Raw genomic sequence first — 26,714 nt, forward strand, 5'->3', positions numbered from 1 at the left:
TGGGCCATAGGGACGGAGCTATATATTAAAAGATGAGAAAAATGTAGTGTTTGGTGGATTTTGTTGCGAATTTGGCAAAAAGGAAGTAGAGAGATGAAACAACTGATAGTCAGGATAGTAAGGCTTATCCTTCGTTTATAGTTCGTTTATCCTTCGTTATAGGTTCGTTTATCCTAAGCTTATCCTATAAGATGCCTTGGGCTATGTTGGTAGAAAATAAGTTTGATTATCAGGGTATTATATTTTTTCCTAAAAATAAAATTGGGGATAGCAATTTTTGAAATATTGGCAATGAAAATGAAAAAAGAGTGCGAATTTTTCAATTTTAGGCAAGAGCTGTAAGTTAGGTTATATATTGGGCTTGGACTTTGTTATGTAGTGTCCTATTATTAAGGGAAGTAGATTGGGATTTTAGGATACTTTAATTTTTTATTTACATTTTTTTGCTTGTTTTTTAAAAAAATAACGTACCTTTGCCGCGTCAAACTAATATTAGTAATGAAAACAATATTATGGTATTGTTGCGCATTGTTTATAGGTTGGCAAACTACCAATGCACAACAAAGATTACAACATCTCTTCAATCATTTTTTACAACCACAACCTATCAGCTGGACAATTTCTCTTCCAAATGCCCAAGCACTAACTATTGAATGGCAAGAACGCAAAGTGGGTTCAAACACGACAGGTTTTCGTAGTTTTGTAGGTTATTATCAGGAACAATTAGTGGGAGTTATTAGTTTCAACCAGAAAACGCTTAGTGGTGAGCTTCTTTACAATGGGAAATCATACATATTGAGCAGCAATGACAAAGGTTGGATAGAGGTAACTGAAACGAAAGAAGGCGTGAACTGTGGGAATAAGGGTGGGACATCACATAGTGTTACAGGACGCAATCAGTACTATGAGGGTAATGAAGATAAGAATGACCCGCCAATTGAGAAACCTGAAATATACAATTCACTATACCCCGATGCTCTTATTCACACCGATGGGGTATTTAGGCACTACCGATTGGCGCTTCCGGTAGATTACAGCATTTACAATTCGAAATATTTTAATAAAGATGTAAATAAGGTTAGGGCATTTTGGTATGCTACTATTGCCTTTGTGAATGAATTATACCGCAATGATGTAGGGGTAGATTTTACTTTGGTAGATGATGAAGCACTTATTTTTACTACTGAAAAAGATCACCTATTCCGCAGAAGGGAAGCAGCTAATGAGGTAGTGAACAATGGTACTATCACTTTAAACAAACGTTATGATCCTAAAAAGTATGATTTGGCAGTTATTCTGACTGATTATAAGGAGAAATATAATGGTATGGCAGCTGTTTATTCGGCTTATGAACAACATAACAAAGCGAATGCTACTGCACGGCCTATAAAACCTTCGACTATAGCTCACGAGATCGGACATATGTTTGGGGCAGACCATACTTTTTCTAACGGAGGGCAGTATTCGAGTAAAACAGAAATAGGCTCAGGGCAGTCGATTATGAGTTATGGACACGAGTACCCTCGTGATTTCTTCTCATTGATAAGTTTGGAAACTATACGCAGATTCTTGGGTAACTCGATGGCGTATTATGCTGATGAGGGACGTACTCAAGTAGCTGGCAAACGTGTGGAAGGTACAGGCTCTAACCTTGTGTATGGGGTGAAGAGTAATAACCAGCCTCCAGTGCTTGACAGGTCGCACTTAAAGAAAGAATATGTAATTCCGAAAGATACTTACTTTCAGTTTTACCTAACAGGAAGGGATGCTGAGAATGATACCATTACCTATATAGCTCATCAAGCAGATAGGCGTTTTCACTCTACTAATTCAAACGCGCGCTTTATGACTTATAAAGGGAAGACTAATGGTAATATACGCTTTGAAGCTACGTGGTTTGAGCAAGAACGCAATACTTTTGTACCTATAGCTGCTACTTCACCCTTAAATTACACCCCTGGTACTTTTACATTTTGGTTGGCTGCTGCTGACCATAACAGAGCTGACCGCAACCACGTGGTGAAATATGATGTGGAGGAAGTAAAAGTGAAAATAGCTGAAGGAAAACCTTTTCAAATACAAGATTTTGACAATGGTACTTGGGAGCGAAACCGCACTTACAAAGGAGGGCAACTACTCACCTTACATTGGCAGGTAGATGAAAAAATCTTTGATAAAGATAGTAAAGTGAGGATTTTACTTTCGGACGACTCGGGAAAGACTTATAAATACATATTGAAAGAGATAGCTGATAACAATGGAGTATGTGATGTGATACTGCCTAACATCAATATTGGCACTACAAATGGGCATTTTGGCAAGCAAAGAGGGCGAGGTATTATCAAAATAGAAGTGATAGATGGTTTGGCTTTTGCCCTTTCATGTACTAAACCTTACCATGTAGGCGGTTTTATGATTGAGAAGAATAAAAACACTCCTACTCCACTTACATTGGTAGCAGGCAGTGTACCACCTAAGTACACTACAATAGCCTGTGCTAATGAAATGCCCATTGCTGCTAAGATAGAGACAGAAGGCGGCTGTAGTAGCATTACTTCGGATATAACAGAAGAGAAAACAAATGAAAAATGCGAACATAGTTATACGCTCAAACGGACTTATACTTTTAAAGATGAGTGTAATAATAGTGTAAGCTATGAGCAATTTATTACTGTAAAAGATGATAAAGCACCTGCTTTTGTAGGAATTCTGCCCAGTGATATGACTATAGAAGAAGGAGCTTCTTTACCTGAAGCTAAGACGCTTACTGCTAAGGATAATTGTGTAGGAAATTGGCAAGTAACACCTTCGGTAAGTAAAGCTAATAATAAGGTTGTATACTTATGGAAAGCGACTGACAGCTGTGGTAATAGTACAGTGCATACTCAAACTATTTCTATACATATTAAACCACAAATAGCGACACCAACAGTGAGTACGCCAACAGTGAGTACGCCAACAGTGAGTACACCAACAGTGAGTACGCCAACAGTAAGTACGCCAACAGTAAGTACACCAACAGTAAGTACACCAACAGTGAGCACTCCGACAGTGAGCACACCAACAGTGAGTACACCAACAGTCAGTACACCGACAGTGAGTACGCCTACAGTAAGTACGCCTACAGTGAGCACTCCGACAGTGAGCACACCAACAGTGAGTACACCAACAGTGAGTACGCCAACGGTGAGTACACCGACAGTGAGTACGCCAACGGTGAGTACACCGACTGTAAGTACGCCAACAGTAAGTACGCCAACGGTTACAAATCTGACAGAAATAATAACTGTTTATAATGGGGTTTCGACAAGTAACCCAAGTAACTATTTGAAAATAGAAAACACTGATGCTGATAAACCTATTTCAGTACTTATTTTTGATGAAATGGGGCTAAAAGTATATGAGAATAATGATTATGGTAAGACAGAAGTATTTAGAGGAGAGGCTAATGTAGATACTATAATAAGAGGAAAGAGAAAATTGGCAGGTACTTATTTCTATATTATTACTTATTACAAAAACGGACAATTAGCATACAAAAAAGGATACTTATACGTCAAATAATAATTGACAACTAACAATCAAAAAAATGAAAATATTACGACTATTGGTATGGTTCTTATTTATAGGAACCACTGTAAACGCGCAACAAAGTGCTGCAGAAGTAATACGCTTGTTTCGGCAAAATACTTCGATAGAATGGCATTTACACGTAAAGGGAGAAAGCATACCCTTTATGTGGTATGAACGCAACAACTCCTTTGCAAAAGAAGGCTTTCGTACTTTTGTAGCTTATCACAATGGAGCTTTTTCAGGGAGTATTTCTGTAGCCCCTTCTACCCTATCGGGGGAAGTATGGCACGAAGGGAAGGCTTATTTTCTGAGTACCGAAAAAGGCATACTAAAGATTAGTACCGAAAAGAGTCAGTTTAGTTGTGGTACTTGTGCTGATGGGCATTGTAATACTGATATGGCTACCCCTACAGCCCCTAAAACAAGTCCTACTGCACGCGGTATAGCCCTTGCTGAAATAGCTTTGCCTTCAGAAGACAAACGAGTGCTGTACAACACTAATGTAATGAGAACGTACCGCTTGGCAATGCTTATAGATTACAGTTTTTACAAAGGACATTGCCGCAGTGATATGAACAAAGTAAAAGCCTTTATGACGGAAGTACAAGCTGGACTGAATGAGGTATGTGGTAGGGAGATAGGTTGCCAATTTGAATTGGTAAACGACCCTCGCCTTATCATCACTACTAAAGAAAAGGAAGTGTATGACTTTCCCGTAGTAAGAACGGTAGTTGAGAGAGCTACAGGCGATTTTAACAGCTTGATAGGTGAAGAAAATTACGATGCGGGTATAGTATTTTCGGTATACAAAGATAATCGTGGATTGGCACATCTGGGTGAAATCACAGGGAAACTAAAAGGTGGTTGTATAGCTAACCACGAATTTTATATCATTCTTCACGAGTTCGGACACCTATTAGGTTCGGCGCATACCTTTACTATTGGAGGACAAACGGCTTCGTCATTTACAGAGCCTGATAGGGGAAACTCGATAATGAGTTACATTAATGACCCTTATGGGACTTACTTTTCGTTGCCTTCTATCTATACCATTCGCAATCGTACTAACCTACACGATGCTTACTATAGCGATAAAGCACGTACCCAGTTGGTAGGATTGCCACAAGCGAATATACCTTATGGAGAAGTATCGGATAATCGTGCCCCAGTGATACATCGTGCCAAGTTGAAAAAGAACTATACTTTGCCTCCTAATACTTATTTTCGGTTTGACATAGAAGCCAGCGACCCTGATGGAGACCCGCTACTTTATATGGCACACCAAGCTGACTTTAAGATATTTGGCAAAGCCCGTTTCCCTTCTAACAGACCTACAGAGAGTAACCGTATAGAGTTTTATCAACCATATAGAAAGAATAGAAGCAATGAATGGGAAGCTGTTCCTTTCAAATTTACTAAAAAAAATGAAACAGGTGAGTTTACTTTTTGGTTGGGCGTATGTGATGGCAAAGTAGGAGCCTATAAAGATGGTAAACCCCATGTGCCTCTCTATGATGTGTATGAAACCAAAGTGAATATAGTAGCTGGAACACCTTTTAAAATAACGAACATAAGCAAGAGTAGTAGATATTTTAAACGAGGTAAAGAAGTAACTATCAATTGGGGAGTTGATAAAAATATCTTTGGTGAAGATAGTAAGGTGCGCATTCTCTTTTCAGACGATTATGGAAAGAGCTATAAATATGTGTTGGCTGATGGAATCCCTAACAATGGAAAAGCTACTGTTATTTTCCCGACGCAAGCCAAAGGTTGGAATGGGGGTACTCTTTTTGTGGAAGGACTTTTCAAAATAGAAGTGCTTAATCATATAGCCTATGCTGTGAGTAGTGATACTCCTGCCTATCTGGATATGCACAGTCCTGATATTACCTTTAATAATTTGCCAGAGCCTACAATAACAGTGAAGAAAAATGCTGTACCCGCTGTTCCGAATGTTACTGCTATTTCTAATTATTGTTCTAGTAATAAGGTTGCAAAAGTAGCTTTTTCTGAAGAAAATCATACTACCTACTTATTGCGCAAATGGGTAGCGACTGATAATTGCAAGAATACCGCTACCGCTCAGCAATTTATCTATTACGAAAAAGAAACTCCTATTAATAGTTTGCATTTTGTAGGAGACCTTCCTAAAGATATGCATATAGAATGCCGAGGTGAGATACCTGAAAAAGCAACAGTAAAGGCTGCAGGAGCTGATAATATTCGTATAGATTATGAAGAAGAAATGACTGAAGGTGATAAAAAAGCTTATAAACTCACGCGTTCTTGGATAGCATACGCTGATGGGGTATTGCCTATTCGGCATACTCAGCAAATCTTCCTTAGGGATACCAAAAGGCCAGAGCTTTCGGCTTACCCTAAGAGTATGATAGTGAAGAGTGAGGATCAAGTGCCTTTCAAAGAAAACCTTACAGCTACTGATAACTGCGATGGGGTATTAAATGTAACTTCAAGTGAAGAAAGTAAATATGACAAAAATGGTAAAAAGAAAGAGGTAACCTATGTATGGTTTGTAGAGGATAATGCTCATAACGAAAATCGTTATGTACAGGTAATTACTATTAATCCTGCTATAACTACGCCTACAGTAAGTACGCCTACGGTAACTACGCCTACGGTAACTACGCCTACGGTAACTACGCCTACGGTAACTACGCCTACGGTAACTACTCCGACTGTAAGTACACCGACTGTAAGTACACCGACAGTAGCTACTCCGACTGTAAGTACTCCAACTGTAACTACTCCGACTGTAAGTACTCCGACTGTAAGTACTCCAACAGTAACGACGCCAACAGTAAGTACTCCGACGGTAACTACGCCAACGGTAAGTACTCCGACGGTAACTACGCCAACAGTGAGTACACCAACAGTAACGACGCCAACAGTAACGACGCCAACGGTAACGACGCCAACGGTAACGACGCCAACGGTAACGACACCAACAGTAACGACGCCAACAGTAACGACGCCAACGGTAACGACGCCAACAGTGAGTACACCAACGGTAACGACGCCAACGGTAACGACGCCAACGGTGAATATACCTTCTACTTCTGATGTTTCGGAAGTAATTATTTACAATGGAGTTTCGACAGCTAATTCTTGTAACTATTTCAAAATAGAAAATACGGACAAAGATAGACCTATCTACATAGCTGTTTTTGATGAAACTGGTTTAAAGGTATATGAGAATGCTGACTATGGTAAAAATGAAGTATTTAGAGGCTATGCTAATGTGAAAAACGTAATAGGCAACAGAGCTTTGGCTGGAACTTATTTCTATATATTGAGGTATTACAAAAATAATACTTTGGAAGAGAAAAAAGGATTTTTATACGTTAAATAAGAAATTATTACAGTAGAAGATTAAAACACTGTTTCTGAGACATTTTTAGATGTTGAGGAAATAGTGTTTTTTTTGTTTCATAATTATTAGAGAGATATAATTTAATGATTAAAAGGCTGATTCTTTACTAATCCTACATCACATATTTTGAGCTGTGGCAGCTGGATGACTATCCTTCGTTTATAGTTCGTTTATCCTTCGTTATTCGTTCGTTCAGGCTAAGGGGTGGTTGAGAGGGGATAGGAAGGTGGTTGGGGGGTGGAGCATAAATGTGGAGAGAATTGGTGTATTGACTTCTTGCTAATTTATAAATTATTCTTATCTTTGCGCCCAAATTCTAAAACATATAAAATATGAAATGGGAAGGTAGAAGACAAAGTAATAATGTGGAAGACCGTAGAGGTATCAGCGGTAAAGGCGGACTGATTGCTGGCGGTGGTATTGTGGGTATCATTGTGGTACTGTTACAACTGTTTGGAGGAGAGACCGGACAACAGGTAGCTTCGATGGTAAATCAGGTAGCTGGTGGTGGTACCAGTGGGCAGCAAGTAGAAAAAGTAGAGCTGACTGCTGAGCAAAAGAAAATAGGTGAGTTCACTGCTACTGTATTGGCTGATACTGAGGATGTTTGGGAAATGGTTTTTAATCAGAATGGATTGGGTACTTATAAGCAACCGACCTTAGTTCTTTTCACCGATAATGTAAGTACTGGCTGTGGAACGGCCTCATCGGCAGTAGGGCCTTTTTACTGTCCTGCTGATTATAAACTTTATATGGATATGGCTTTTTTTGAGGAGCTTAAGACACGTTTTGGGGCTAAAGGAGGTGACTTTGCTATTGCATACGTGATGGCTCATGAGGTGGGACACCATGTACAGACCTTATTGGGGACATCGGCAGAGGTGCGCAAAAGGCAACAAGGCTTGAGCAAAGCAGCGGCTAATAAATGGTCGGTAGCACAAGAATTGCAAGCTGATTTTTACGCGGGAGTTTGGGCTCATCACAATAAAAAATACTTGGATGCGGATGATATAGACGAGGCTTTAAGCGCTGCCAATGCAGTGGGTGATGATGCTATACAGAAACGTATGCAAGGGCATGTGGTACCAGATTCATTTACTCATGGTACTTCGGAACAAAGAAAATACTGGTTCAATAAAGGATACACTACAGGTGATATACGCCAAGGAAACATTCAGACCATTTATGAACAAACAAGTAATCGTTAAAGATTTAGGGAATAAAGATTATAAGGAGACGTGGGATTACCAAGAGAATCTTTTTGAGGAGATAGTAGCCCAAAAGACAGCTAATAGAGCTAATAATACGGCTTTACCTACTGATAACTACTTCCTTTTTGTAGAACACCCACACGTGTATACCTTGGGCAAGAGTGGACATATAGAGAACCTACTTATTGACGAGGATGGATTAAAAAAGAAAGGAGCTACCTTTTACAAAATAAACCGTGGTGGAGATATTACCTATCACGGGCCAGGGCAGATTGTAGGTTATCCTATTTTAGACTTAGATAACTTTTTCACTGACATACATAAGTACCTGCGTTTTTTGGAAGAAGTGATTATTCGCACCCTTGCTGATTACGGGCTTAAAGCAGAACGGAGTGAAGGAGAAACAGGAGTGTGGCTAGATGTTGGCACGCCTTTTGCGCGCAAAATATGTGCTATGGGAGTGCGCTGCTCACGGTGGGTTACAATGCATGGTTTTGCCCTAAATGTAAATACTGATTTGGGGTATTTTGACAATATTATCCCTTGTGGTATACGGGGTAAGGCAGTAACCTCACTAAATGTAGAGTTATCCAAAGAAAAAGTGGATATAGAAGAAGTAAAGATGCGGATTTTGGAACACTTTAAAGAAATGTTTGAGGTAGAGATTTTAAACAGATAGCGCAGATAACAAGGATTTATAGACCCTATAAACGCATATTGATATGAAAAAAATACTATTACACTTTGCCGTTTTGACAGCTGTATTTCTTAGTTTGCAGTGGAGTTGTGAAAAGGATGATGATGAGACAATCATAGAGACTAAAAGCAAGCTTTTTGAGCATAATTACGTATTGGTAAATACGCTTGATGGAAGTACGGCACAAGTAGAGGTAAGCTATTCGGTATACAGCAACTTATCGGGAGGAAATATTGTAAAAATACAAACCCTAAGCACACCTTTTGTAATTGGAGGCGAACAGGTAATGGTGAAATACGATAGCTTATATACCAGCTATGGTAAAAATATGCAGCACTTACACAGAAAGTTACAGAAAAATTACAATGAAAAAGGAGCTGACCACTTAGTAATAAAAAACTTATCGGGTAGTGCATTACAATACGCTGTTGTTAGCCATCTACCTGTGAAGTATTTTAGCAGAAGTGAGGTGAATAGTAACCCAGAGATAGGTAATAAAAATGAGGTAGACATTAGTAAAATACTAAAGGACTACTCACTACCCATCTACAAAGGTACACCTGTGTTATACCTATTTAAACCAGAGCTTGCCCCACAAACAGATGTGTATGTGTATTGGGAGCGTATTATAGGTAACAGTGCTTACGATTATACTGTTTTTGTAAAGAAATTTCCTTTGAAAACACCTAATTTTGGAGAGCTTAGCCTTTCAGCCCCTATGAGTATTGATGAAGTTATTAATCTGTACAAAGAAGAGTTTGCTAGAGGTAACCTTTTATTTACAAATTACAATGGATACCACGCCTATAGCTTAGGAGCTACCGATAGAAGCTTAAAGCCTAATTATGAGAAACAAATAGTGAAATGGTATGGCATAATTTCTGCAGGAGCTACTTTGGAAAATAATGGTCAGTTATGGTTTGTAAACACAAAAGATGGCGATATAGGTCGGACTGTTTTCAGCAATGATAGGATGTAATAATAATAAATGAAATACTACAAAGCACATAAGCGTATTTTTGCTTTCTCCCTACTATTATGTATGTTGAAAGTAGCTTTCCCGATAGGTGAATTCTTCCATAGTCACTATACGGGTAAGGAGCTATGTGCTATAAATACAGGTGATGAGTGTCATCACAGTGCGCACTTCAGTACTGTAGATAGTCATCACGATTGTATTTTTGTACAAATACACCAGTATTTTACCCCTTCTGATTTTGTATATCAGTTATGGGAGCAATGTACTGATTTTATATTCTTCTTTATAGAAAAAGGCGTTACACAAAGAGCCTTTACAATCTTCTTAAGAGGTCCGCCAAATAATTTTGCATAATTGTTAATTTCTTAATTAACAAATAAAATGGTAAAGGACTTATAGTTTGCTAATTAGCTAATATGCTAATTTTCTAATTAAAAAATTTATGCAAAAGATATTATATCTTCTGCTGCTTGGTTGCGCGTTTGGTTATGGACAAGAAACGTTACAATTAAGAGTAGAAGAGGGTAGCCATTTGCCTTTGGCAGGAGCTGTAGTGCATTTTATAGGTAAACACTACCTTACTGACGTTGAAGGTAAAATAAGTATACCCAAAGTGAATAAGGGAAAGTACCCTATAAAAGTAAGCTACTTGGGTTTTCAGGACTATGAAGCTACTATTAGCATACCCGCTTCCAAACCTTATGTAGTGGTTATGAAGGAAAAGGCTACAGAACTGGAAGAAACAGTTATTATTAGCAAGTATATACACGCATATAACCCTGTAAAAACTGTAGCAGTAATAGGTAAGAATAAGATACAAGAAAACTCGGGCAATGAGCTGGCAAAAGTGCTTAGCAATGCAGCAGGCGTATCGATGATACAAACAGGAGCTACAATAGCTAAGCCCGTAATTCACGGATTACACAGCAATAGGATTTTAATACTAAACAACGAAGTTCGGCAAGAAGGGCAACAATGGGGAGCAGACCACGCTCCTGAAATTGACCCTACTGTAGCAGACCAAATAACAGTAGTAAAAGGAGCTGAAGCTGTGCGCTATGGAGCTGATGCCTTAGGAGGAATTATCATTATTTCGCCTAATAAGTTGCCTTATGGTGATGGGCTACACGGAGAGCTAACACCCTCATTCACTACTAATGGACGTAAGCTAGCTACTAGCTTGAAGTTAGAAAGTTCGGTACCTAAGCTACACGAATGGGCATGGCGCGTACAAGGAACTGTGAAACGCTCGGGCGATATTAGTACAGCTAATTATCTTCTGAACAATACTGCTGCCCGTGAAGCTAACTTTTCGGTAGCTACTGGAGTGCAAAAAGATAAAGGTACAGCAGAAGTATTCTATAGTAGATACGAAAATGAAAGCAGTGTGTTCTATGGTTCGCACATAGGTAATTTGGATGATTTGCTAGCTCGGTTTGAGATAGGTAAACCACTGACTACTTATCCGTTTTCATACAATATCAATGCTCCTAAACAAAAGGTAATACACCACCTACTGAAAGGTAAGGCTTTTTACTTATTGCCTTTTGGTGGAAAACTGACTGCTCAATATGCCTTTCAAAAAGACATTAGACAAGAGTATAGTGTAAGGCGTATGGATAGAACACGTATCCCTGCACTGAATATGGAGCTCACAACCCATACTCTTGATATGTACTGGGAACATAGTTACAACCACTGGAAAAGTACTATAGGAGGTAGTTTAAACAAGCAAGATAACTACAACCAACCAGGCACTGGAGTAGTACCTGTAATTCCGAATTACGCTTCCTTAAGCTATGGGGCATTTGCTATTCAAAAGTACGAAAAGAATATTTTACTTTTGGAAGCTGGTTTACGTTATGATTACAAATACCTAAATGCTGATGGTTATGATATGTACTCTGCAAGATATGGTGGTGAGCACTACTTTCACAACCTCACTTATAGTTTAGGAACTGCCTTGCCTCTGATGAGCAAATATAACAATGATTTGCGTATAAAAACGAATATAGGAATTGCTTGGCGCGCTCCTCACGTAAATGAGTTGTATAGTAGTGGACTACATCACGGTGCTGGTACTTACGATTTGGGAGATGAAAAACTCAAAGCTGAAACAGGTGCTAAATGGGTTGTATCGCTTAACTATGACAGAGATAGTAAACCCAAATGTCGGGTAAATCTTGATCTTTATGCACAGCTTATTAAGAACTACATTTATGATTACCCAACAGGAGAAACACGCACCTTATTTTCGGGAGTATACCCTATTTTTCAGTATACCCAAGCTGATGCATTTTTCCGAGGGGCTGACTTAAATGCGAGTTTGCAGCTACACAATAATTTTAACTATCAGCTAAAAGGTTCGGTAGTGCTGGCAAATGAACTACATACGAAGCGTTACTTCCCGTTCATTCCTGCACCTCGTGTAAGTCAGCAGTTGGAATATAAGGTAGCTCCTAAAAGGTTTTTCAATAACATCCTGCTAAGTATAGGACATACTTTTGTAGCTAAGCAAACTCGTTTTGAGCCTTCACAAGAGTTAGTACCTACTACTCCTAATGCATATCATCTTTTTGAGGGAAGTATAGGAGTTACTTTACCCATACATAAACAGCAAACTCTTACCATAAAGCTTTCTGCTGAAAACCTTTTCAATACCGAATATAAAGAATATACCAATAGGTTTAGGTATTATGCCCACGATTTGGGTAGGAATATATTCGTAAGAGTAAATTACAATTTTTAAAACTATCAAAAAAATGAAGAAAATATCATATTTATTCACTATTATTACAGGAATATTTTTTACTATTTTTCTATTTTCTTGTTCTAAAGAAGGTAAGAATGACATTGATGCCACTATAGCTGATCCTAAGATAGAAAACATAGAATTAGGAGAGAAAAATTCTAAAATAGGAGAAATAGGAGAGGAACTGCATTTAGAAGCAACTCTTACTGTAGAAGGAAATATTGAAGAAGTAAAATTAGAAATCACTTATCAAGGAAATGAGTCTTCTAGTTTTAATGTAAAAGAAACTTTTCCTAATCTTAAAGGCTTGAAAGGAGGTAATATTCATAAACATTTTGATATTCCAACAGATGCCAAAGAAGGAAATTATAATTTTTCACTGAGTATTACTGACCAAAAAGGAAAAAGAGTTGAGATAAAAGAAATACTTAAATTGGAAAAGAAGTATAATTTCAGTGAAAATGAAGCTTTATCCTTTAGCATTCTACAATTAGGTGTGTTAAATAAAAGTATCGGAATGAAAAAAGACGATTTTGTAGCATTACTGACCTCTCACAATATCAGTTATGAGTGGACAGATGATTTTGAGCCACAATTAATATATTATGCAGAAAAAGAAATGGAAGCCTTTAAAAAATATAAAGTAACTGTTTCTTTCGAGGATATTTTTGATTTAGATCTTCGCCCTTATCAAAGATACAAAGGGGTAGGAAGTATTATAGTAGTGCCTGTAGATAATGCTAATGAAAGCTTACAAAGTAAGAATGTAGTGGAAAACATTACTTTTTTAGATAAGTACATTAGCTCTTTTGCTAACAAAGCTTATAGATATAGAAGATTTAATGATGATAAAAACTATGATTATGCTCAATTTACAAAAGAGCAATTTTATCATTCTTTAACCAAAGAAGAGTTAGGAAGTGCAACAATATATTGGAATAATAATCCTAATGCTTTAGCAGAAAATAGCAGTAAGGCTAAAAATACTCCTAAAATCACTCTTAACTACGAACACGAAACACAAACCTATAATATTTCCTTAGAATTTAATCGTCCTGAAGATTTTCATAAATATTTGAAGAATAACTAATAATAGATTACTAAAATGAAAAAAATTACATACACTTTCAAAGCTATATTTGTTTTTATAGCATTAACAATTATTTTTACTGCTTGTAGTAAAGAACCTATTGCCCCTACTGATGAAAGAAAAGGTAAAGGACATGAAGACCCTGCCAAAGTAGAGTTCATTATTAGAAAAGGACACTTGCATGACAAAATGTTTCATGCCGACCCTATAAGTGCTATCAATCCTGTACAAAAATTCTTTTTTGAATTAGATAATGTAAGTAAAAACTGGGTACGAAAAAATGAATCTGGCAAAATCCTTACAGAAAGTGACCCTGTATTAATGATAGAAAATAGTGGTAAAACTGTTTATGCTTTAGAGATTATTTATTATAATCATAAAGGAGAGAGAATGAATAGTGAATTTACAACTTCCGAAATGCTACCTATCCACCAACATTTCTTTGAAGTAAATAGCTATATAAATACAAAGAACAATGAAACAGTAACCCAAACCGATGATCTTTGGAGCTATGAATATAGAGACACTGACCCTGAAGACATTATGATAAATCAATTTATAGACCCTACTAATTCTCCAAGAAGGTCTGCTCTTACAGATAACCCATTAGGCCTTAAAGGTTATTTTTCTCCTAAAAAAGCCTATGTAAAATTCAATTTACAGATCACTCTATTTCATGTTACTAAAGGTACAAAATATATAAATGATATAAAATCTAAAGGATTTTATCCTTTTAATAAAGTTGGTGATGAATTAGAAGCAAGAAGCTCTACTGACTTTTCTCAAAAAGTACCTATATACATATTTACAACACTTCCTGATGGTAGTGAAGCTGAAACAATGCGATATTACAGCGATATAGCTAGACAATATAACATAACAGAAGAAGAAGCTAAGCGTTTAATAAAAGAGGAGAAACGAAATCAAGAAAACGAAAGTTTTTGGATGTAGTTTTACTTTAGAATTCTAGTTTCAAATGAACAAATTTAGTAATTTAGTAAATTGGGGAGGGTAAACTCAGATCCTTTTGGAAAGTCTCAAACAGATTTTTCTATTTAAGTATAGATTAATATTTTCTATGCTTTACTAATGATACTTTTACAGATTTGTGATTTTATAAAAAACTAAACAAAGAAGTGGTTGCAAGCAAATGCTTGGCTGCCACTTCTTTTTAGTTAAATATTTTTACCACTTTGTCTTATAAGTAAGTGTTAGGCCAAACTGGGAACTGGTAAGCGGATCTGTATAAATAAAAGGCTCTAAAGTAAGTCTCTCATCTACATTAAACTGCTTTAAGTGGGCATCTACATTAGCTTCAATCACTGTTAGAGCATATAAACCTACACCTACTAGTATTGATAGCTCTTTATAACGCCTATAAAACTGTATACCACGTCTCAAACCATCAGTACTAACTCTAGGTTGTCCATTAGATTGGTTACCGTAAAATTCATCATCTGTATATCCCTGCTGCCTGTGTTTATAGGCATTTAGATAACGATCATAGTAATTTGAATTACGAATATAAAAATAGATAGGAGTGCCTATAGCTGCATATACAAAAGGTACCTTCCAATAACTCTTATTATATATTTGTCCTAAACCTGGCAATACTGCCGAATAAAAAGCAGCTTTAGCAGGCGATAGCGGATCAGTATTCCATGTAATGCTTTTCACATTATTGCGCATAGCAGCTATTTGCACCGAGTCACTAGGCACTTCAAGTTTTTCTCCTTTATTGGTTTGTGCCTGCAAAATCCCCATACAGCCAAAAAGCGCTATTATAAAAACAATATGTTTATTCATTATATGTACGTAAGAGTTGTTGAATTCGTTTAAAATCTTCTTCTGAAGTAAAAGGAATTGTAAGGCTTCCTTTACCATCTTTACTCATTTTCACTCCTACCTTAGCACCAAAAAATTTACTGATAGCTCCTACATTTTCACGTATATAGGTAGGCAAATCTGTCTTTACTACACTCTTAGGTATTTGTATACTCACTATATTATCAGTAAGTTGCTCAGGGTTTTGCATGCGGCGTACCAACTCTTCCGTATCGCGTACTGATAGATTTTCAGCTACAATACGTTGGTATATTTCAGCTTGCTGGTCAGCATCTTCAATAGCAATAATAGCTCTACCATGTCCCATTGTAATGAAGCCATCACGTATACCTGTTTGCACTATAGGGGCTAACTTCAGTAATCGCAAGTAATTAGTAATTGTAGAGCGTTTTTTGCCTACACGTTTACTCATTTGGTCTTGAGTAAGGTTTACTTGTTCAATAAGCTGTTGGTATGAAAGAGCTATTTCTATAGGATCTAAGTCTTGTCGCTGAATATTCTCTACCAATGCCATTGTAAGCGACTCGTTATCATCAGCTATACGTATATAAGCAGGTATAGTTTTCAATCCTGCCAATCTAGATGCACGAAAACGACGTTCGCCCGAAATGAGTTGATATTTATTCTTTCCTTCCAGCTTGCGTACAGTAATAGGCTGTACTACCCCTAATTCTTCAATAGAAGATGCCAAGCCTTGCAGCTCTTCTTCATTGAATGAAGTACGGGGCTGAAAAGGGTTCACTTCTATCAGGTCAAGTTCCAACTCAATAATATTCCCCACTATCTTATCAGCATTCTTATCTTCTATAGAATTGATTGCCAATTCAGGACTATTACCAAAAATAACATCTAAGCCTCTTCCTAATGATTGTTTTTTTAAAGGTTTCGCCATTTATGTTGTTCTGTTTTTATCAATAATTTCTTGCGCCAAACTAATATGGTTTGTAGCTCCTTTGCTAGTAGCATCATAGTTAATGATTGTTTCACCAAAGCTCGGTGCCTCACTCAAGCGCACATTACGCTGAATGATAGTCTTAAACACCATATTGCTAAAATGCTTTTGTACCTCCTCTACTACTTGGTTTGATAGGCGCAAGCGGGCATCATACATAGTAAGTAGCAAGCCTTCAATATCCAAATTAGGATTAAAAGCTTTCTGCACACTCTTAATAGTATTAAGTAATTTACCCAAACCTTCCAAAGCAAAGTATTCACACTGTATAGGCACTATTACCGAGTTTGCAGCAGTAAGAGCATTTAGGGTAATAAGTCCTAATGAAGGCGCGCAGTCTATCAAAATATAGTCGTATTGGTCTTTAATAGGGGCTAAGGCCTTTTTAAGCATAAATTCACGCTGTTCCTTATCCACCAATTCAATCTCAATAGCTACTAAGTTAATATGTGCTGCTATAAGGTCAAGGTTAGGCGAACTGGTATGAATAATCATATTTTTAGCCTCCATAGTGTGCTCCAAAAGCTCATAAGTACCATGTTCTATTGAGTCAACATTAATACCTAAGCCCGAAGTAGCATTTGCCTGTGGGTCAGCATCAATAAGTAATACTTTCTTCTCCAGCACCCCTAACGAAGCTGCTAAATTCACTGAGGTTGTAGTTTTACCTACCCCTCCTTTTTGGTTTGCAATAGCAATTATTTTACCCATTTGTTTTGTGTTTTTTTGTGTTTTAAAAATTAAAAGGAAGTCCTTGTTTAGCTACCTCTGCCAAAGCTGCTTCATTCTTTTCTGTAGCTCTAGCTATAGCTTTATTCAAGGTAAGTATCAAAAAGTCTTCTAAGGCTTCTTTATCTTCCAAAAGTGTATCATCTATACTAATAGATTTTATTTCTCTATTAGCATTAATAGTTACTTTCACATTCCCATCAGCAGATGTTTCTTCCAAGAGTACGCTATTTAGCTGGGCTTTAGCTTCATCGGTTTTTTGTTTAATTTCCTGAAGCCTACCCATCATATCCATCATATTTCCAAACATAGTATTATATTTTTAGGGCGCAAAAGTACATATTTTTTTTTAAAACATCACATAAAAAGTACTATCAATAATTGCGCTACCATTATCCTCATAAACGTAGTAAGCGGATATACACTAGCATACGTAAGGGCAGGTATTTCCGAGTTGGACATATCATTAGCAAAAGCCAATGCTGGTGGGTCTGTCGATGCTCCTGAAAGTAATCCACAGATTTCCAAATAGTCTAACTTAGCTTTTATACGTGCTACAAGTGAGGTTACCAATAATGGTATTAGGGTAATAAGCGCTCCTAAGCCCATCCAGTACAAACCTTGTCCGTACAAAAGAGTATCAATAAAATTAGCTCTTTCATCCAAGCCTACACTGGCAAGGAAAAGCACAATACCTATCTCGCGCACCATTAGGTTAGCACTTTGTGATACATAGTGCGTTACCGAAAACTTACCTCCGTAACGGCTTATGAGTATAGCTACAATCAGCGGACCACCAGCCAATCCCAAGCGCACAGCCCCTGGTATACCTGGTATAGCAAAAGGTATACTACCCAATAGCACCCCAAGAGTAATACCCATAAAAAGCTCTGCTATATGTGGGGTTTGCATACGGCGTTTAGAGTTACCAAACTCTTTACTTACTTGTTGTATATGAGCTTCTTCTCCTATTACGGTAATAGTATCACCAAATTGTAATTTAGTATTAGCCGAAGGCACAAACTCAATACCTGCACGGAATACACGAGTGATATTTACTCCAAAACGTTTGCGTACATCCAGCTCTGCAAGCGTTTTAGTAAAGATTGATCTTTGCGTAACGTTAATGCGGTGTGATGTGTAACGCGTTGTCTTTTCTTCAGGGAAATAATCCAAAATCGATACATTCTGTCCCATTAAAGTCAAGAACTTCTCATTCTCTTTTTGGTTTGCTACTACCAATATCACATCATCTTCTTCAATTAGTGTATCTTCACTGGCAAGTAGTACCTCACCTTTTCTGCTAACACGTGAAATAGAAAAATCAAAGTGTAAAGTTTCTTTAATCACACTTAGCGGCTTGCCATAAAGCGCTGGGTTGGTAACTTTTACTGCAAATCGGTTAATAATAACTTGGTCTTTAGAGCGGCGTAGTGCATTAAGCCGCTTCTCCGCATCCAAGTTTACCTTAAAGATGCTTTTCAAGCCAAGCATTACAATAATAATACCCAATACCCCAAAAGGATAAGCTACCGCATACATAGTAGTAAGTGAAGGCGCTCCTTCACCAAACTTCTCTGCCAAAGCCGCATTAGCAGCTCCAAGTCCTGGCGTATTAGTTACTGCCCCCGACATTATACCTACTAGCGTACCCATATCGGTATTGGTAATGTAGTGAATAGCAATAACTGTTGCTACACAAGTACTTACCGAAAGTATTGCCAATAAATTAAGCTTAATACCTTCTTTCTTAAAGGCTGCAAAAAAGCTTGGCCCTACCTGTAACCCTATCGTATATACAAATAGTATAAGCCCAAACTCCTTAATAAAATGCTGAATATGATGATTCACCGTGAACCCCATTTCAGCCATTGCAATCCCTGCAAACAGCACCCACGCTATCCCAAACGAGATGCCAAAAATCTTTACTTTCCCTAAGGCAACCCCTACTGCTATTACAATACTATACACAATAACCGTATAGGCTACACTTTCATGATTGGTCATTAAGTTAATAAGCCAGTCCATTTCAAATGTTTAACGTTTAATGATTAATGATGATTATTATTTTAATATTAGCATTAACTTTGCCAAAGTTTATAGCCTCTTATTCTGCTATAACCTTTGGCAAAGTATAATTTATCTATTGTTTAATTCTTATTTAAAAAAGGATATCTATAATCTACAGGAGGCACAAAAGTCTCTTTAATAAGGCGTGGCGATACCCAGCGTAATAAGTTTTGGGCTGACCCTGCCTTGTCATTAGTTCCTGATGCACGAGCACCACCAAAAGGCTGTTGTCCTACTACAGCACCCGTAGGTTTATCATTCACATAGAAGTTACCCGCAGCATTCTCCAATACCTTCACTGCCTCATCCACAGCATAACGGCAGGTAGCAAATACAGCACCTGTAAGCGCATAGTCCGAAGTCTCATCTACCAAATGCAATGTCTCTATCCATTTCGCATCCTCATACACATACACAGTTACTACCGGACCAAAAAGCTCAGTTTCCATAGTAGTGTATTTAGGATTAGTAGTTACAATTACTGTAGGTTCAATAAAATAACCTTTACTCTTATCATAACCACCGCCTACAAATATTTCAGCATCTTTATCCTTCTTCGCTTGGTCTATATAGCGCGCCAATTTATCAAATGAATGCTCGTGAATAACAGCTGTAATAAAGTTCTCAAAGTTCTCAGGTGAACCCATCTTGAATGATAGTACATCTTTCTTCACCAAAGCCAAAATCTCATCAGCCTTACTCTTTGGCAGGTACACGCGTGAAGCAGCACTACACTTCTGTCCCTGATACTCAAACGCACCACGGCTTATAGCTGTTGCCACCTCTTGTGCATCAGCAGTAGGGTGTGCAATAATAAAGTCTTTACCACCAGTTTCTCCTACTATTTTAGGATAAGTTCTGTAGTTATGAATATTATTACCTATTTTCTTCCATATATCTTGAAACACATTAGTCGAGCCCGTAAAGTGAATACCAGCAAAATCTTTGCTCGCCAATATAGTATCAGTAATCATAGCCGCATCACCGTGTACTACGTTTATCACCCCAGCAGGTAATCCCGCTTTCTGTAGCACTTCCACTATCATTTCAGCCGAAAAAATCTGCGAAGTACTTGGCTTCCACACCACCACATTACCCATAAGGGCAGCGCTGGCAGGTAAGTTACCCGATATAGCAGTAAAGTTAAACGGAGTCACAGCATACACAAATCCCTCAAGCGGACGATATTCCACACGGTTCCATACCCCCTCGCTTGAATTAGGTTGGTCAGCATAAATATCCGCCATAAACTGCACATTAAAACGCAAAAAATCTATCAGCTCACAAGCCGAATCTATCTCTGCCTGATGCACCGTTTTTGATTGCGCAATCATCGTAGCAGCATTCATACGGGCACGGTACGGACCCGCAATAAGGTCAGCAGCCTTCAAAAAGATAGCCGCACGTTCTTCCCACGCAAGGGCAGCCCATTGTTTTTTAGCCTCCAAAGCCGCTTCTATAGCTTGCTTTACATGCTCGCTACTAGCTTTGTGATACACCCCAAGCAAGTGCTTATGATCGTGCGGACAGTACATTTCGGCAGTATCGCCTGTACGCACGGCCTTACCACCTATATACAAAGGCGCATTAATTTCAGTAGCCCATAAATCTTTATAGGCTGCTTGCACCGCAGTGCGTTCAGCTGTGCCAGGAGCATAGCTTTTTACCGGTTCATTGGTAGCATTAGGTACCTTAAAAAATCCTTTTCCCATTGTAAATGCTTGTTTTTAGTTGATACAACTGTTTTAAATTTTGGGGCTAAATTACGACAAAAAAATGAATCTGCAAGTTTTTAATAAGTTTTTTATTTTGCCAAAACATTTTACCTCCTCCCAAGGCTCACCACCCCTCCACTCCCCTACCCTTCTTCCTCACGCCACCCCCAGCCTACTATAGTTAAGCTCCCCCCCACCCCTCAACTGCCTACCAACTATCCCCAAGGCTGAACGAACGAATAACGAAGGATAAACGAACTATAAACGAAGGATAGTTGCTCAGCTACCGCAACCAAGTATGTAATGCAAAATGAAGAAACTTCACCCTCCTCCCCCCTAAATCCTAAAAAATATTGCTATTTGTCAATTATTCTGTATCTTTGCACCAAAAATTACCGATTATTATGATTTATGAAATATGTGCCAGCTCTTTTGAGTCGGCTAAAAATGCTCAAATAGCGGGCGCTACCCGTATTGAATTGTGTAGTGAATTAGGCGTAGGAGGTATCACCCCCAGCTACGGACTTACAAAAAAAGTAATGGACGAACTCAGTATTGGTAACTGTGTACTCATACGTCCACGCAGTGGTAACTTCACCTATACCGATGAAGAGTTCGATGTAATGCTACGTGATATCCTTCTCTGTCGCGAACTCGGTTGCCAAGGCGTAGTTACAGGCGTACTACATCGTGACAATACCATCGATCAGGAGCGTACTGCCCGCCTCAAAGAAGCCGCAGGCACTATGGAGTTCATCTACCACCGCGCCTTTGATTGCACCCCCTGCCCTATCACAGCTATCCAAACACTCAAAAGCTTAGGTGTTGATCGCATTCTCACCTCAGGAGGCAAAAAATCAGCTATCGAAGGACTTGAGTTATTAAAACAACTCAATAACATTGCCAAGGGGCAACCTACCATTATGCCTGGAGGAGGTATCAACCCACAAAGCATACAACAGATAAAAGCCGCTGGCTTTACCGATGTACATTTTTCAGGCACTATCTTTGAAGATATGGGCACTACCCTACCCTTCTCATTCAAAACCGAAGCCTTCCTCGACGAAAGCAAGCGCCCCATCTCATCAGTCGAAAATATAAAGAAAATTATCCAATCTGCCAATTAACTAATCTGCTAATCTGCTAATTTGCTAATTTGCCAATTTGCTAATTTTCTAATTTGCTAATTTCATCTATGGTCTACATCATTATTACAGGTATTTTTACCGTATACTTTTTATTAACTATCTACGCCAGCCGAAGCCTAAAAGCACTCAAAGCACCCCGTTGGGTACACTGGGTATTTTGGATAGCAGCTTCAGCCGTAATAGCCCACCTCTTGTACCACTGGTTTCACCGTGGTAAGGTAGTATGGAGTGCCCCTCAGCAATACGCTGTAGCCGGCTTGCTATCGTGGCTTATTGTCTGCCTCTTTGTAAGCATACCCCTGCTGTTAGAAGATGTAGTGCGCCTTATCCGCGCTCCTTTCCGCAAGCCCACCAATGGCCAACCCCGTATGCCTTCACGCCGTAAGTTCGTAAGTACATTAGGCTGGAGCCTAGCCGCTATCCCTTTGGCAGGAATTTTGTATAGCATCTTTAAAGGCAAATACAACTACAAAGTATGGAAATACACCCTCTACTTTGATAACCTCCCCAAGGCGTTCGATGGCTACCGCATTACCCAAATATCCGATATCCATTGCGGCAGCTTTGATAATTACGACAAAATACGGTACGGAGTCGAACTCATTAATGCCCAACAAAGTGATGTAATCCTCTTCACCGGCGATTTAGTCAATAACTTAGCCGATGAAGTACATAATTGGAAAAGCCTCTTCGCTACCCTACACGCCCCCCACGGAGTGTTTTCTGTAATGGGTAACCATGATTATGGCGATTATTCCTCTTGGGAAACTCCCGAAGCAAAACAACAAAATTTAGACAAGCTCTTTGCCCTTCAAAAAGAAATGGGATGGAATTTGCTACTCAATGAACATCGCTTTTTAGAACGAAATGGCGAAAAAATCGCTCTCATAGGAGTCGAAAACTGGGGCAAAGGCCGCTTCTCCAAATACGGCAACCTGAACAAAGCTATGGAGGGCATCACCGATACCGATTTCAAAATACTAATGAGCCACGACCCTACTCACTGGGAAGCAGTAGTGCTGCCCGAAAACAAAGATATCCAGCTCACCCTTAGCGGACATACACATGGTATGCAGTTCGGCATCGAAATACCTGGGTGGATAAAGTGGAGCCCCTCTCAATACGCCTATAAATATTGGGGCGGAATGTATGAAGAAGATGGCAAATACCTAAACGTGAATCGCGGATTCGGTTATCACGCCTTCCCTGGCCGACTTGGCGTATGGCCTGAAATCACTGTTATTGAACTCAAAACTACCTAAAACCTAAATAAAAATGAAAAAAATTATCATTTCTGGTGGCGGTACTGGCGGACACATGTTCCCCGCCATTGCCATTGCCAACGAAATAAAAAGACGCTCACCCGAAGCCGAAATTCTATTCGTAGGAGCCAAAGACCGTATGGAAATGCAAAAGGTACCCCAAGCTGGCTACCCCATTCAAGGGCTCTGGATTTCCGGTATCCAACGTAAGCTCACTTGGCAAAACTTGCTATTCCCTTTAAAGTTTATCCATAGCCTGCTCAAATCCCGACAGATTATTAAACGCTTCAAACCCGATGCAGTAATAGGTACCGGAGGCTTTGCTAGCGGGGCTGTAGTGAAAGTAGCAGGACAAATGGGTATCCCTACTTTTATTCAAGAACAAAACTCCTATGCCGGCATCACCAATAAGATGCTCGCCCAAAAAGCTAAGAAAATATGCGTAGCTTATGACGGTATGGAGGCTTTTTTCCCTAAAGAGAAAATCGTCAAAACAGGTAACCCCATACGCGAAGGTTTGCTAAATATAGCACAACATCGCAATGAAGGCTTTTCTTATTTTCATCTTAATAGCCAGCAGAAAACACTCTTGGTATTAGGAGGTAGTTTAGGAGCAAGGCGTATCAATCAGCTGGTAGAAGCTCAGCTACCTTTGTTTGAACAGCTTGGGGTGCAAGTACTATGGCAGTGCGGCAAACTCTACTATGATGAGTACAAAAAGTACAATAGCGAAAATATACGCGTATTAGCATTTATTGATCAGATGGAAATGGCTTTTGCCCTCGCCGATGTAATCATCTCACGGGCAGGCGCTAGCTCAGTAAGTGAGCTATGCGTGGTAGGCAAACCCGTAATATTTATACCATCACCCAATGTAGCCGAAGACCACCAAACCAAAAATGCCAAAGCTATAGCCGATAAGCAAGCCGCTATCCTACTACGTGAAACAGAGTTAGACACTCACTTTGCCGATACTTTTAGCTCTTTAATAGCCGATGAAAACCAGCAGCAAAGCCTTTCACAGCATATCAAAGCGCTTGCCCAACCCAATGCTACTACAGAAATTGTCGATTTGATATTTGAAGAATTAGAACACAAAAAATAGAAAAAGAATGAGAAAATACATAACTTTTATAATGATATGTTGGGTAGCTACTGCCTTTTCACAAACTACCCTAAAGCCTTCTGTTTTTATCGATACTAAAAGTGATACCTTTAAAAAAGGCATTGTCGAAATAAAAGAATATACCAATTACGAAGTGTATCAACAATTACAACGATTAATGAAGTCTGGTAACTCAGCAAGTATCAATGCCGATATGATACGTCAGGCATATATTATTCGCAAGGTAGCTTTACAAAAAGGCTCTTACATAATTGATAATGATGAGCAACGCTTTGAGTTCGAAATAGGTAATAGCGGCAAATTTACAGGAGAAGGTAAGTTCCTTAACAAAGTCCGTAATATTGCCTCTACTTACCTTTTTGATAATGGAAAACTCTCAGAAATACACTTGTTTAACAAAGAAGGCAGATTGCGCAAAAAGAATATCTTCAAAGGCGACATCATTGAGGGCTTAGTGTATGACTATGCTGGTAATGTAGCTCAAAAAATAGAAATTCATACCAACTTAAAAGAAGGTGCCGACCAAATTGTTACTACTTACCATAAGAATGGTAACCCTAGCAAAGAGGTGAATACTATTAAAAACATCACTCGTGAGTTTTACCAAAATGGCAAACTCAAATTGGAAGTAATTGATGGCAAAGCCACTACCAAGTATGACCCCGAAGGCAATCTTACCGAAAAATTTTATATAACCGAAAAAGGTAACTGCCGCGAACTGTATAATAAGGGTGTTATTACCCAAAAAACTTGCGAAGACCGCAGTACTAAGGAAACAAAAGTAAGTAATTACCTCAACGGAAAATTAATTGATTCAAAAAAATAATGAACTTAGAAAAAATACAAAACGTTTATTTTATAGGTATAGGCGGTATAGGAATGTCTGCACTTGCCCGATATTTTAACACCAATGGCAAGCTGGTAGCAGGGTACGACCGTACTCCTACCGAAATTACCGAAATGTTAGAAAAAGAAGGCATCAGCGTGCACTTCACCGATGAGGTAGCCAAAATAGCTCCCCCATTTAAAGATAAAGAAACTACTTTGGTTATTTATACCCCTGCTATTCCTAAAGAACATAGTGAGTTAGTATACTTTCAGCAGCACGGCTTTGAGGTAGTAAAACGCTCCGAAGTATTAGGGCTTATTACCCAAAACAGTTTCTGCTTGGCTATAGCTGGTACTCACGGCAAAACTACTACTACTAGTATTCTCGCTCACATATTGGTAGAAGCAGGTGCTCCAGTAAGTGCTTTCTTAGGCGGAATAGCCGAAAATTTTGGTAGCAACTTAGTGCTAAAAGGCAGTGAGTACACCGTAGCCGAAGCCGATGAGTTTGACAGGTCTTTCTTGCGCCTATCTCCTAATATAGCTTGTATTACCTCAATGGATGCCGATCACCTTGATATTTATGGTGATGAGCAACATCTTATTGAAGGATTTCATCAGTTTGCAGCTAAGATAAAACCAGGGGGTAGCCTTATAGTGCGTAATGGCTTAAATATTGCAGGCGAAACTTATGGCTTAGAAGACAATTCCGATTACTCTTTCCAAAACATACGTATAGAAAATGGCGTATATCACTTTGATTTTAAATACAGTGGGGGCATCTACAAAGATTATACTTTCGTTAAGCCCGGCCGACATAACTTACTTAATGCCTTAGCCGCAGTTTCAGTGGCTATAAAAGCTGGTTTTGCTCCAGAGGCACTTCTCCCTCACTTAGCTACTTTCAAAGGGGTAAAAAGGCGATTTTCTTATATCATCAAAGAAAAGGATTTCGTTTTCATTGATGACTATGCACACCATCCTTCCGAAATTAGCGCTTTGTACCAAGCCGTAGCCGAAATGTATCCTGACACTCCCAAAACAATTATTTTCCAGCCTCACCTTTTTACCCGCACTCGCGACTTTATGGATGATTTTGCTAAAAGCTTATCTCAGTTTGATGAGGTAATACTGTTGGACATCTATCCAGCCCGCGAATTGCCTATTGAGGGTATCACTTCACAAGTGCTATTAGATAAGATTACCGCTAAGCAGAAAACTTTAGTAAGCAAAGAAGCCTTAATTCCTTTCTTACTAAAAAAACGTCCTAAACTGCTCTTAGCAGTAGGTGCTGGCGATATAGGTGCCGAAGTGAATCATATTAAAGAAGCTTTAATAAATTAACA

20 protein-coding genes are annotated in these 26,714 nt (G+C 38.7%); 14 read left to right on the forward strand and 6 right to left on the reverse strand.

Annotated features, from left to right (window positions below; genetic code table 11):
• The first annotated feature begins 498 nt into the window (after positions 1-498).
• The 9 genes from C4H12_RS06315 to C4H12_RS06355 all read left to right on the forward strand — a co-directional run bounded on the left by C4H12_RS06315 (position 499) and on the right by C4H12_RS06355 (position 14,644).
• Positions 499-3,564: a reprolysin-like metallopeptidase gene (locus C4H12_RS06315; RefSeq protein WP_106098157.1), complete on the forward strand. Its 3,066-nt coding sequence runs from the start codon at positions 499-501 to the stop codon at positions 3,562-3,564.
• 25 nt (positions 3,565-3,589) lie between these two features.
• Complete coding sequence (locus tag C4H12_RS06320) at positions 3,590-6,943, forward strand: reprolysin-like metallopeptidase (protein ID WP_106098158.1); 3,354 nt, start codon at positions 3,590-3,592, stop codon at positions 6,941-6,943.
• 353 nt (positions 6,944-7,296) lie between these two features.
• On the forward strand, positions 7,297-8,172 hold the full coding sequence (locus tag C4H12_RS06325; RefSeq protein ID WP_106098159.1) for a neutral zinc metallopeptidase: 876 nt from the start codon (positions 7,297-7,299) through the stop codon (positions 8,170-8,172).
• Positions 8,150-8,854, forward strand: a complete 705-nt coding sequence (lipB, locus tag C4H12_RS06330; RefSeq protein ID WP_106098160.1) for a lipoyl(octanoyl) transferase LipB — start codon at positions 8,150-8,152, stop codon at positions 8,852-8,854. The genes C4H12_RS06325 and lipB overlap by 23 nt, the downstream gene beginning before the upstream one ends.
• A 43-nt stretch (positions 8,855-8,897) precedes the next feature.
• Entirely contained in the window at positions 8,898-9,851 is a 954-nt protein-coding gene (locus tag C4H12_RS06335) for a hypothetical protein (protein WP_106098161.1), read from the forward strand.
• Between the two features lie 63 nt (positions 9,852-9,914).
• Entirely contained in the window at positions 9,915-10,205 is a 291-nt protein-coding gene (locus C4H12_RS06340) for a hypothetical protein (protein ID WP_106098162.1), read from the forward strand.
• Positions 10,206-10,293: 88 nt separating this feature from the next.
• The gene (locus C4H12_RS06345; protein WP_106098163.1) at positions 10,294-12,600 is read left to right on the forward strand and encodes a TonB-dependent receptor plug domain-containing protein; all 2,307 of its coding nucleotides are present in this window, start codon (positions 10,294-10,296) and stop codon (positions 12,598-12,600) included.
• Between the two features lie 13 nt (positions 12,601-12,613).
• Complete coding sequence (locus tag C4H12_RS06350) at positions 12,614-13,693, forward strand: DUF4625 domain-containing protein (RefSeq protein ID WP_106098164.1); 1,080 nt, start codon at positions 12,614-12,616, stop codon at positions 13,691-13,693.
• 15 nt (positions 13,694-13,708) lie between these two features.
• Positions 13,709-14,644 (forward strand): hypothetical protein, encoded by a 936-nt coding sequence (locus C4H12_RS06355; RefSeq protein WP_106098165.1) that lies wholly within the window; start codon positions 13,709-13,711, stop codon positions 14,642-14,644.
• Between the two features lie 234 nt (positions 14,645-14,878).
• Here C4H12_RS06355 and C4H12_RS06360 read toward each other — a convergent pair whose 3' ends face one another.
• From C4H12_RS06360 to pruA, 6 genes are all read right to left on the reverse strand, one after another.
• Positions 14,879-15,499 (reverse strand): DUF5683 domain-containing protein, encoded by a 621-nt coding sequence (locus tag C4H12_RS06360; RefSeq protein ID WP_106098166.1) that lies wholly within the window; start codon positions 15,497-15,499, stop codon positions 14,879-14,881.
• Entirely contained in the window at positions 15,492-16,430 is a 939-nt protein-coding gene (locus tag C4H12_RS06365; RefSeq protein WP_106098167.1) for a ParB/RepB/Spo0J family partition protein, read from the reverse strand. The genes C4H12_RS06360 and C4H12_RS06365 overlap by 8 nt, the downstream gene beginning before the upstream one ends.
• Positions 16,431-17,201, reverse strand: coding sequence for a ParA family protein (locus C4H12_RS06370; RefSeq protein ID WP_106098168.1), 771 nt, complete (start codon positions 17,199-17,201; stop codon positions 16,431-16,433).
• 22 nt (positions 17,202-17,223) lie between these two features.
• Entirely contained in the window at positions 17,224-17,529 is a 306-nt protein-coding gene (locus C4H12_RS06375) for a YbaB/EbfC family nucleoid-associated protein (protein ID WP_106098169.1), read from the reverse strand.
• A 47-nt stretch (positions 17,530-17,576) separates the two neighbouring features.
• Positions 17,577-19,247 carry a putative transporter gene (locus tag C4H12_RS06380; RefSeq protein WP_106098170.1) on the reverse strand — a complete coding sequence of 557 codons (1,671 nt, stop codon included), beginning with the start codon at positions 19,245-19,247 and terminating at the stop codon, positions 17,577-17,579.
• Positions 19,248-19,369: 122 nt separating this feature from the next.
• Entirely contained in the window at positions 19,370-21,001 is a 1,632-nt protein-coding gene (gene pruA, locus C4H12_RS06385) for an L-glutamate gamma-semialdehyde dehydrogenase (RefSeq protein ID WP_106098171.1), read from the reverse strand.
• A 407-nt stretch (positions 21,002-21,408) separates the two neighbouring features.
• On the opposite strand from pruA, the gene C4H12_RS06390 reads away from it, so the two are divergent.
• From C4H12_RS06390 to murC, 5 genes are all read left to right on the forward strand, one after another.
• Entirely contained in the window at positions 21,409-22,131 is a 723-nt protein-coding gene (locus C4H12_RS06390; RefSeq protein ID WP_106098172.1) for a copper homeostasis protein CutC, read from the forward strand.
• A gap of 68 nt (positions 22,132-22,199) precedes the next feature.
• Positions 22,200-23,414, forward strand: a complete 1,215-nt coding sequence (locus tag C4H12_RS06395; protein ID WP_106098173.1) for a metallophosphoesterase — start codon at positions 22,200-22,202, stop codon at positions 23,412-23,414.
• 13 nt (positions 23,415-23,427) lie between these two features.
• Positions 23,428-24,519, forward strand: coding sequence for an undecaprenyldiphospho-muramoylpentapeptide beta-N-acetylglucosaminyltransferase (gene murG / locus C4H12_RS06400; RefSeq protein WP_106098174.1), 1,092 nt, complete (start codon positions 23,428-23,430; stop codon positions 24,517-24,519).
• 7 nt (positions 24,520-24,526) lie between these two features.
• Positions 24,527-25,366, forward strand: coding sequence for a hypothetical protein (locus tag C4H12_RS06405; protein WP_106098175.1), 840 nt, complete (start codon positions 24,527-24,529; stop codon positions 25,364-25,366).
• A complete protein-coding gene (murC, locus tag C4H12_RS06410; RefSeq protein ID WP_106098176.1) occupies positions 25,366-26,712 on the forward strand; it encodes a UDP-N-acetylmuramate--L-alanine ligase in 1,347 nt (448 codons plus the stop codon). The genes C4H12_RS06405 and murC overlap by 1 nt, the downstream gene beginning before the upstream one ends.
• The last annotated feature ends 2 nt before the right edge of the window (positions 26,713-26,714 follow it).

Source organism: Capnocytophaga sp. oral taxon 878 (assembly GCF_002999135.1).
Taxonomy (GTDB): Bacteria; Bacteroidota; Bacteroidia; order Flavobacteriales; family Flavobacteriaceae; genus Capnocytophaga.

Coding starts and splice junctions, on each gene's coding strand:
- C4H12_RS06350 (WP_106098164.1), top strand. CDS start 12,614: ATGAAGAAAATATCATATTTATTCACTATTATTACAGGAATATTTTTT.
- C4H12_RS06325 (WP_106098159.1), top strand. CDS start 7,297: ATGAAATGGGAAGGTAGAAGACAAAGTAATAATGTGGAAGACCGTAGA.
- C4H12_RS06380 (WP_106098170.1), bottom strand. CDS start 19,247: ATGGACTGGCTTATTAACTTAATGACCAATCATGAAAGTGTAGCCTAT.
- pruA (WP_106098171.1), bottom strand. CDS start 21,001: ATGGGAAAAGGATTTTTTAAGGTACCTAATGCTACCAATGAACCGGTA.
- C4H12_RS06375 (WP_106098169.1), bottom strand. CDS start 17,529: ATGTTTGGAAATATGATGGATATGATGGGTAGGCTTCAGGAAATTAAA.
- murC (WP_106098176.1), top strand. CDS start 25,366: ATGAACTTAGAAAAAATACAAAACGTTTATTTTATAGGTATAGGCGGT.
- C4H12_RS06345 (WP_106098163.1), top strand. CDS start 10,294: ATGCAAAAGATATTATATCTTCTGCTGCTTGGTTGCGCGTTTGGTTAT.
- C4H12_RS06360 (WP_106098166.1), bottom strand. CDS start 15,499: ATGAATAAACATATTGTTTTTATAATAGCGCTTTTTGGCTGTATGGGG.
- C4H12_RS06335 (WP_106098161.1), top strand. CDS start 8,898: ATGAAAAAAATACTATTACACTTTGCCGTTTTGACAGCTGTATTTCTT.
- C4H12_RS06340 (WP_106098162.1), top strand. CDS start 9,915: ATGTTGAAAGTAGCTTTCCCGATAGGTGAATTCTTCCATAGTCACTAT.
- C4H12_RS06320 (WP_106098158.1), top strand. CDS start 3,590: ATGAAAATATTACGACTATTGGTATGGTTCTTATTTATAGGAACCACT.
- C4H12_RS06370 (WP_106098168.1), bottom strand. CDS start 17,201: ATGGGTAAAATAATTGCTATTGCAAACCAAAAAGGAGGGGTAGGTAAA.
- lipB (WP_106098160.1), top strand. CDS start 8,150: ATGAACAAACAAGTAATCGTTAAAGATTTAGGGAATAAAGATTATAAG.
- C4H12_RS06365 (WP_106098167.1), bottom strand. CDS start 16,430: ATGGCGAAACCTTTAAAAAAACAATCATTAGGAAGAGGCTTAGATGTT.
- murG (WP_106098174.1), top strand. CDS start 23,428: ATGAAAAAAATTATCATTTCTGGTGGCGGTACTGGCGGACACATGTTC.
- C4H12_RS06395 (WP_106098173.1), top strand. CDS start 22,200: ATGGTCTACATCATTATTACAGGTATTTTTACCGTATACTTTTTATTA.
- C4H12_RS06355 (WP_106098165.1), top strand. CDS start 13,709: ATGAAAAAAATTACATACACTTTCAAAGCTATATTTGTTTTTATAGCA.
- C4H12_RS06405 (WP_106098175.1), top strand. CDS start 24,527: ATGAGAAAATACATAACTTTTATAATGATATGTTGGGTAGCTACTGCC.
- C4H12_RS06390 (WP_106098172.1), top strand. CDS start 21,409: ATGATTTATGAAATATGTGCCAGCTCTTTTGAGTCGGCTAAAAATGCT.
- C4H12_RS06315 (WP_106098157.1), top strand. CDS start 499: ATGAAAACAATATTATGGTATTGTTGCGCATTGTTTATAGGTTGGCAA.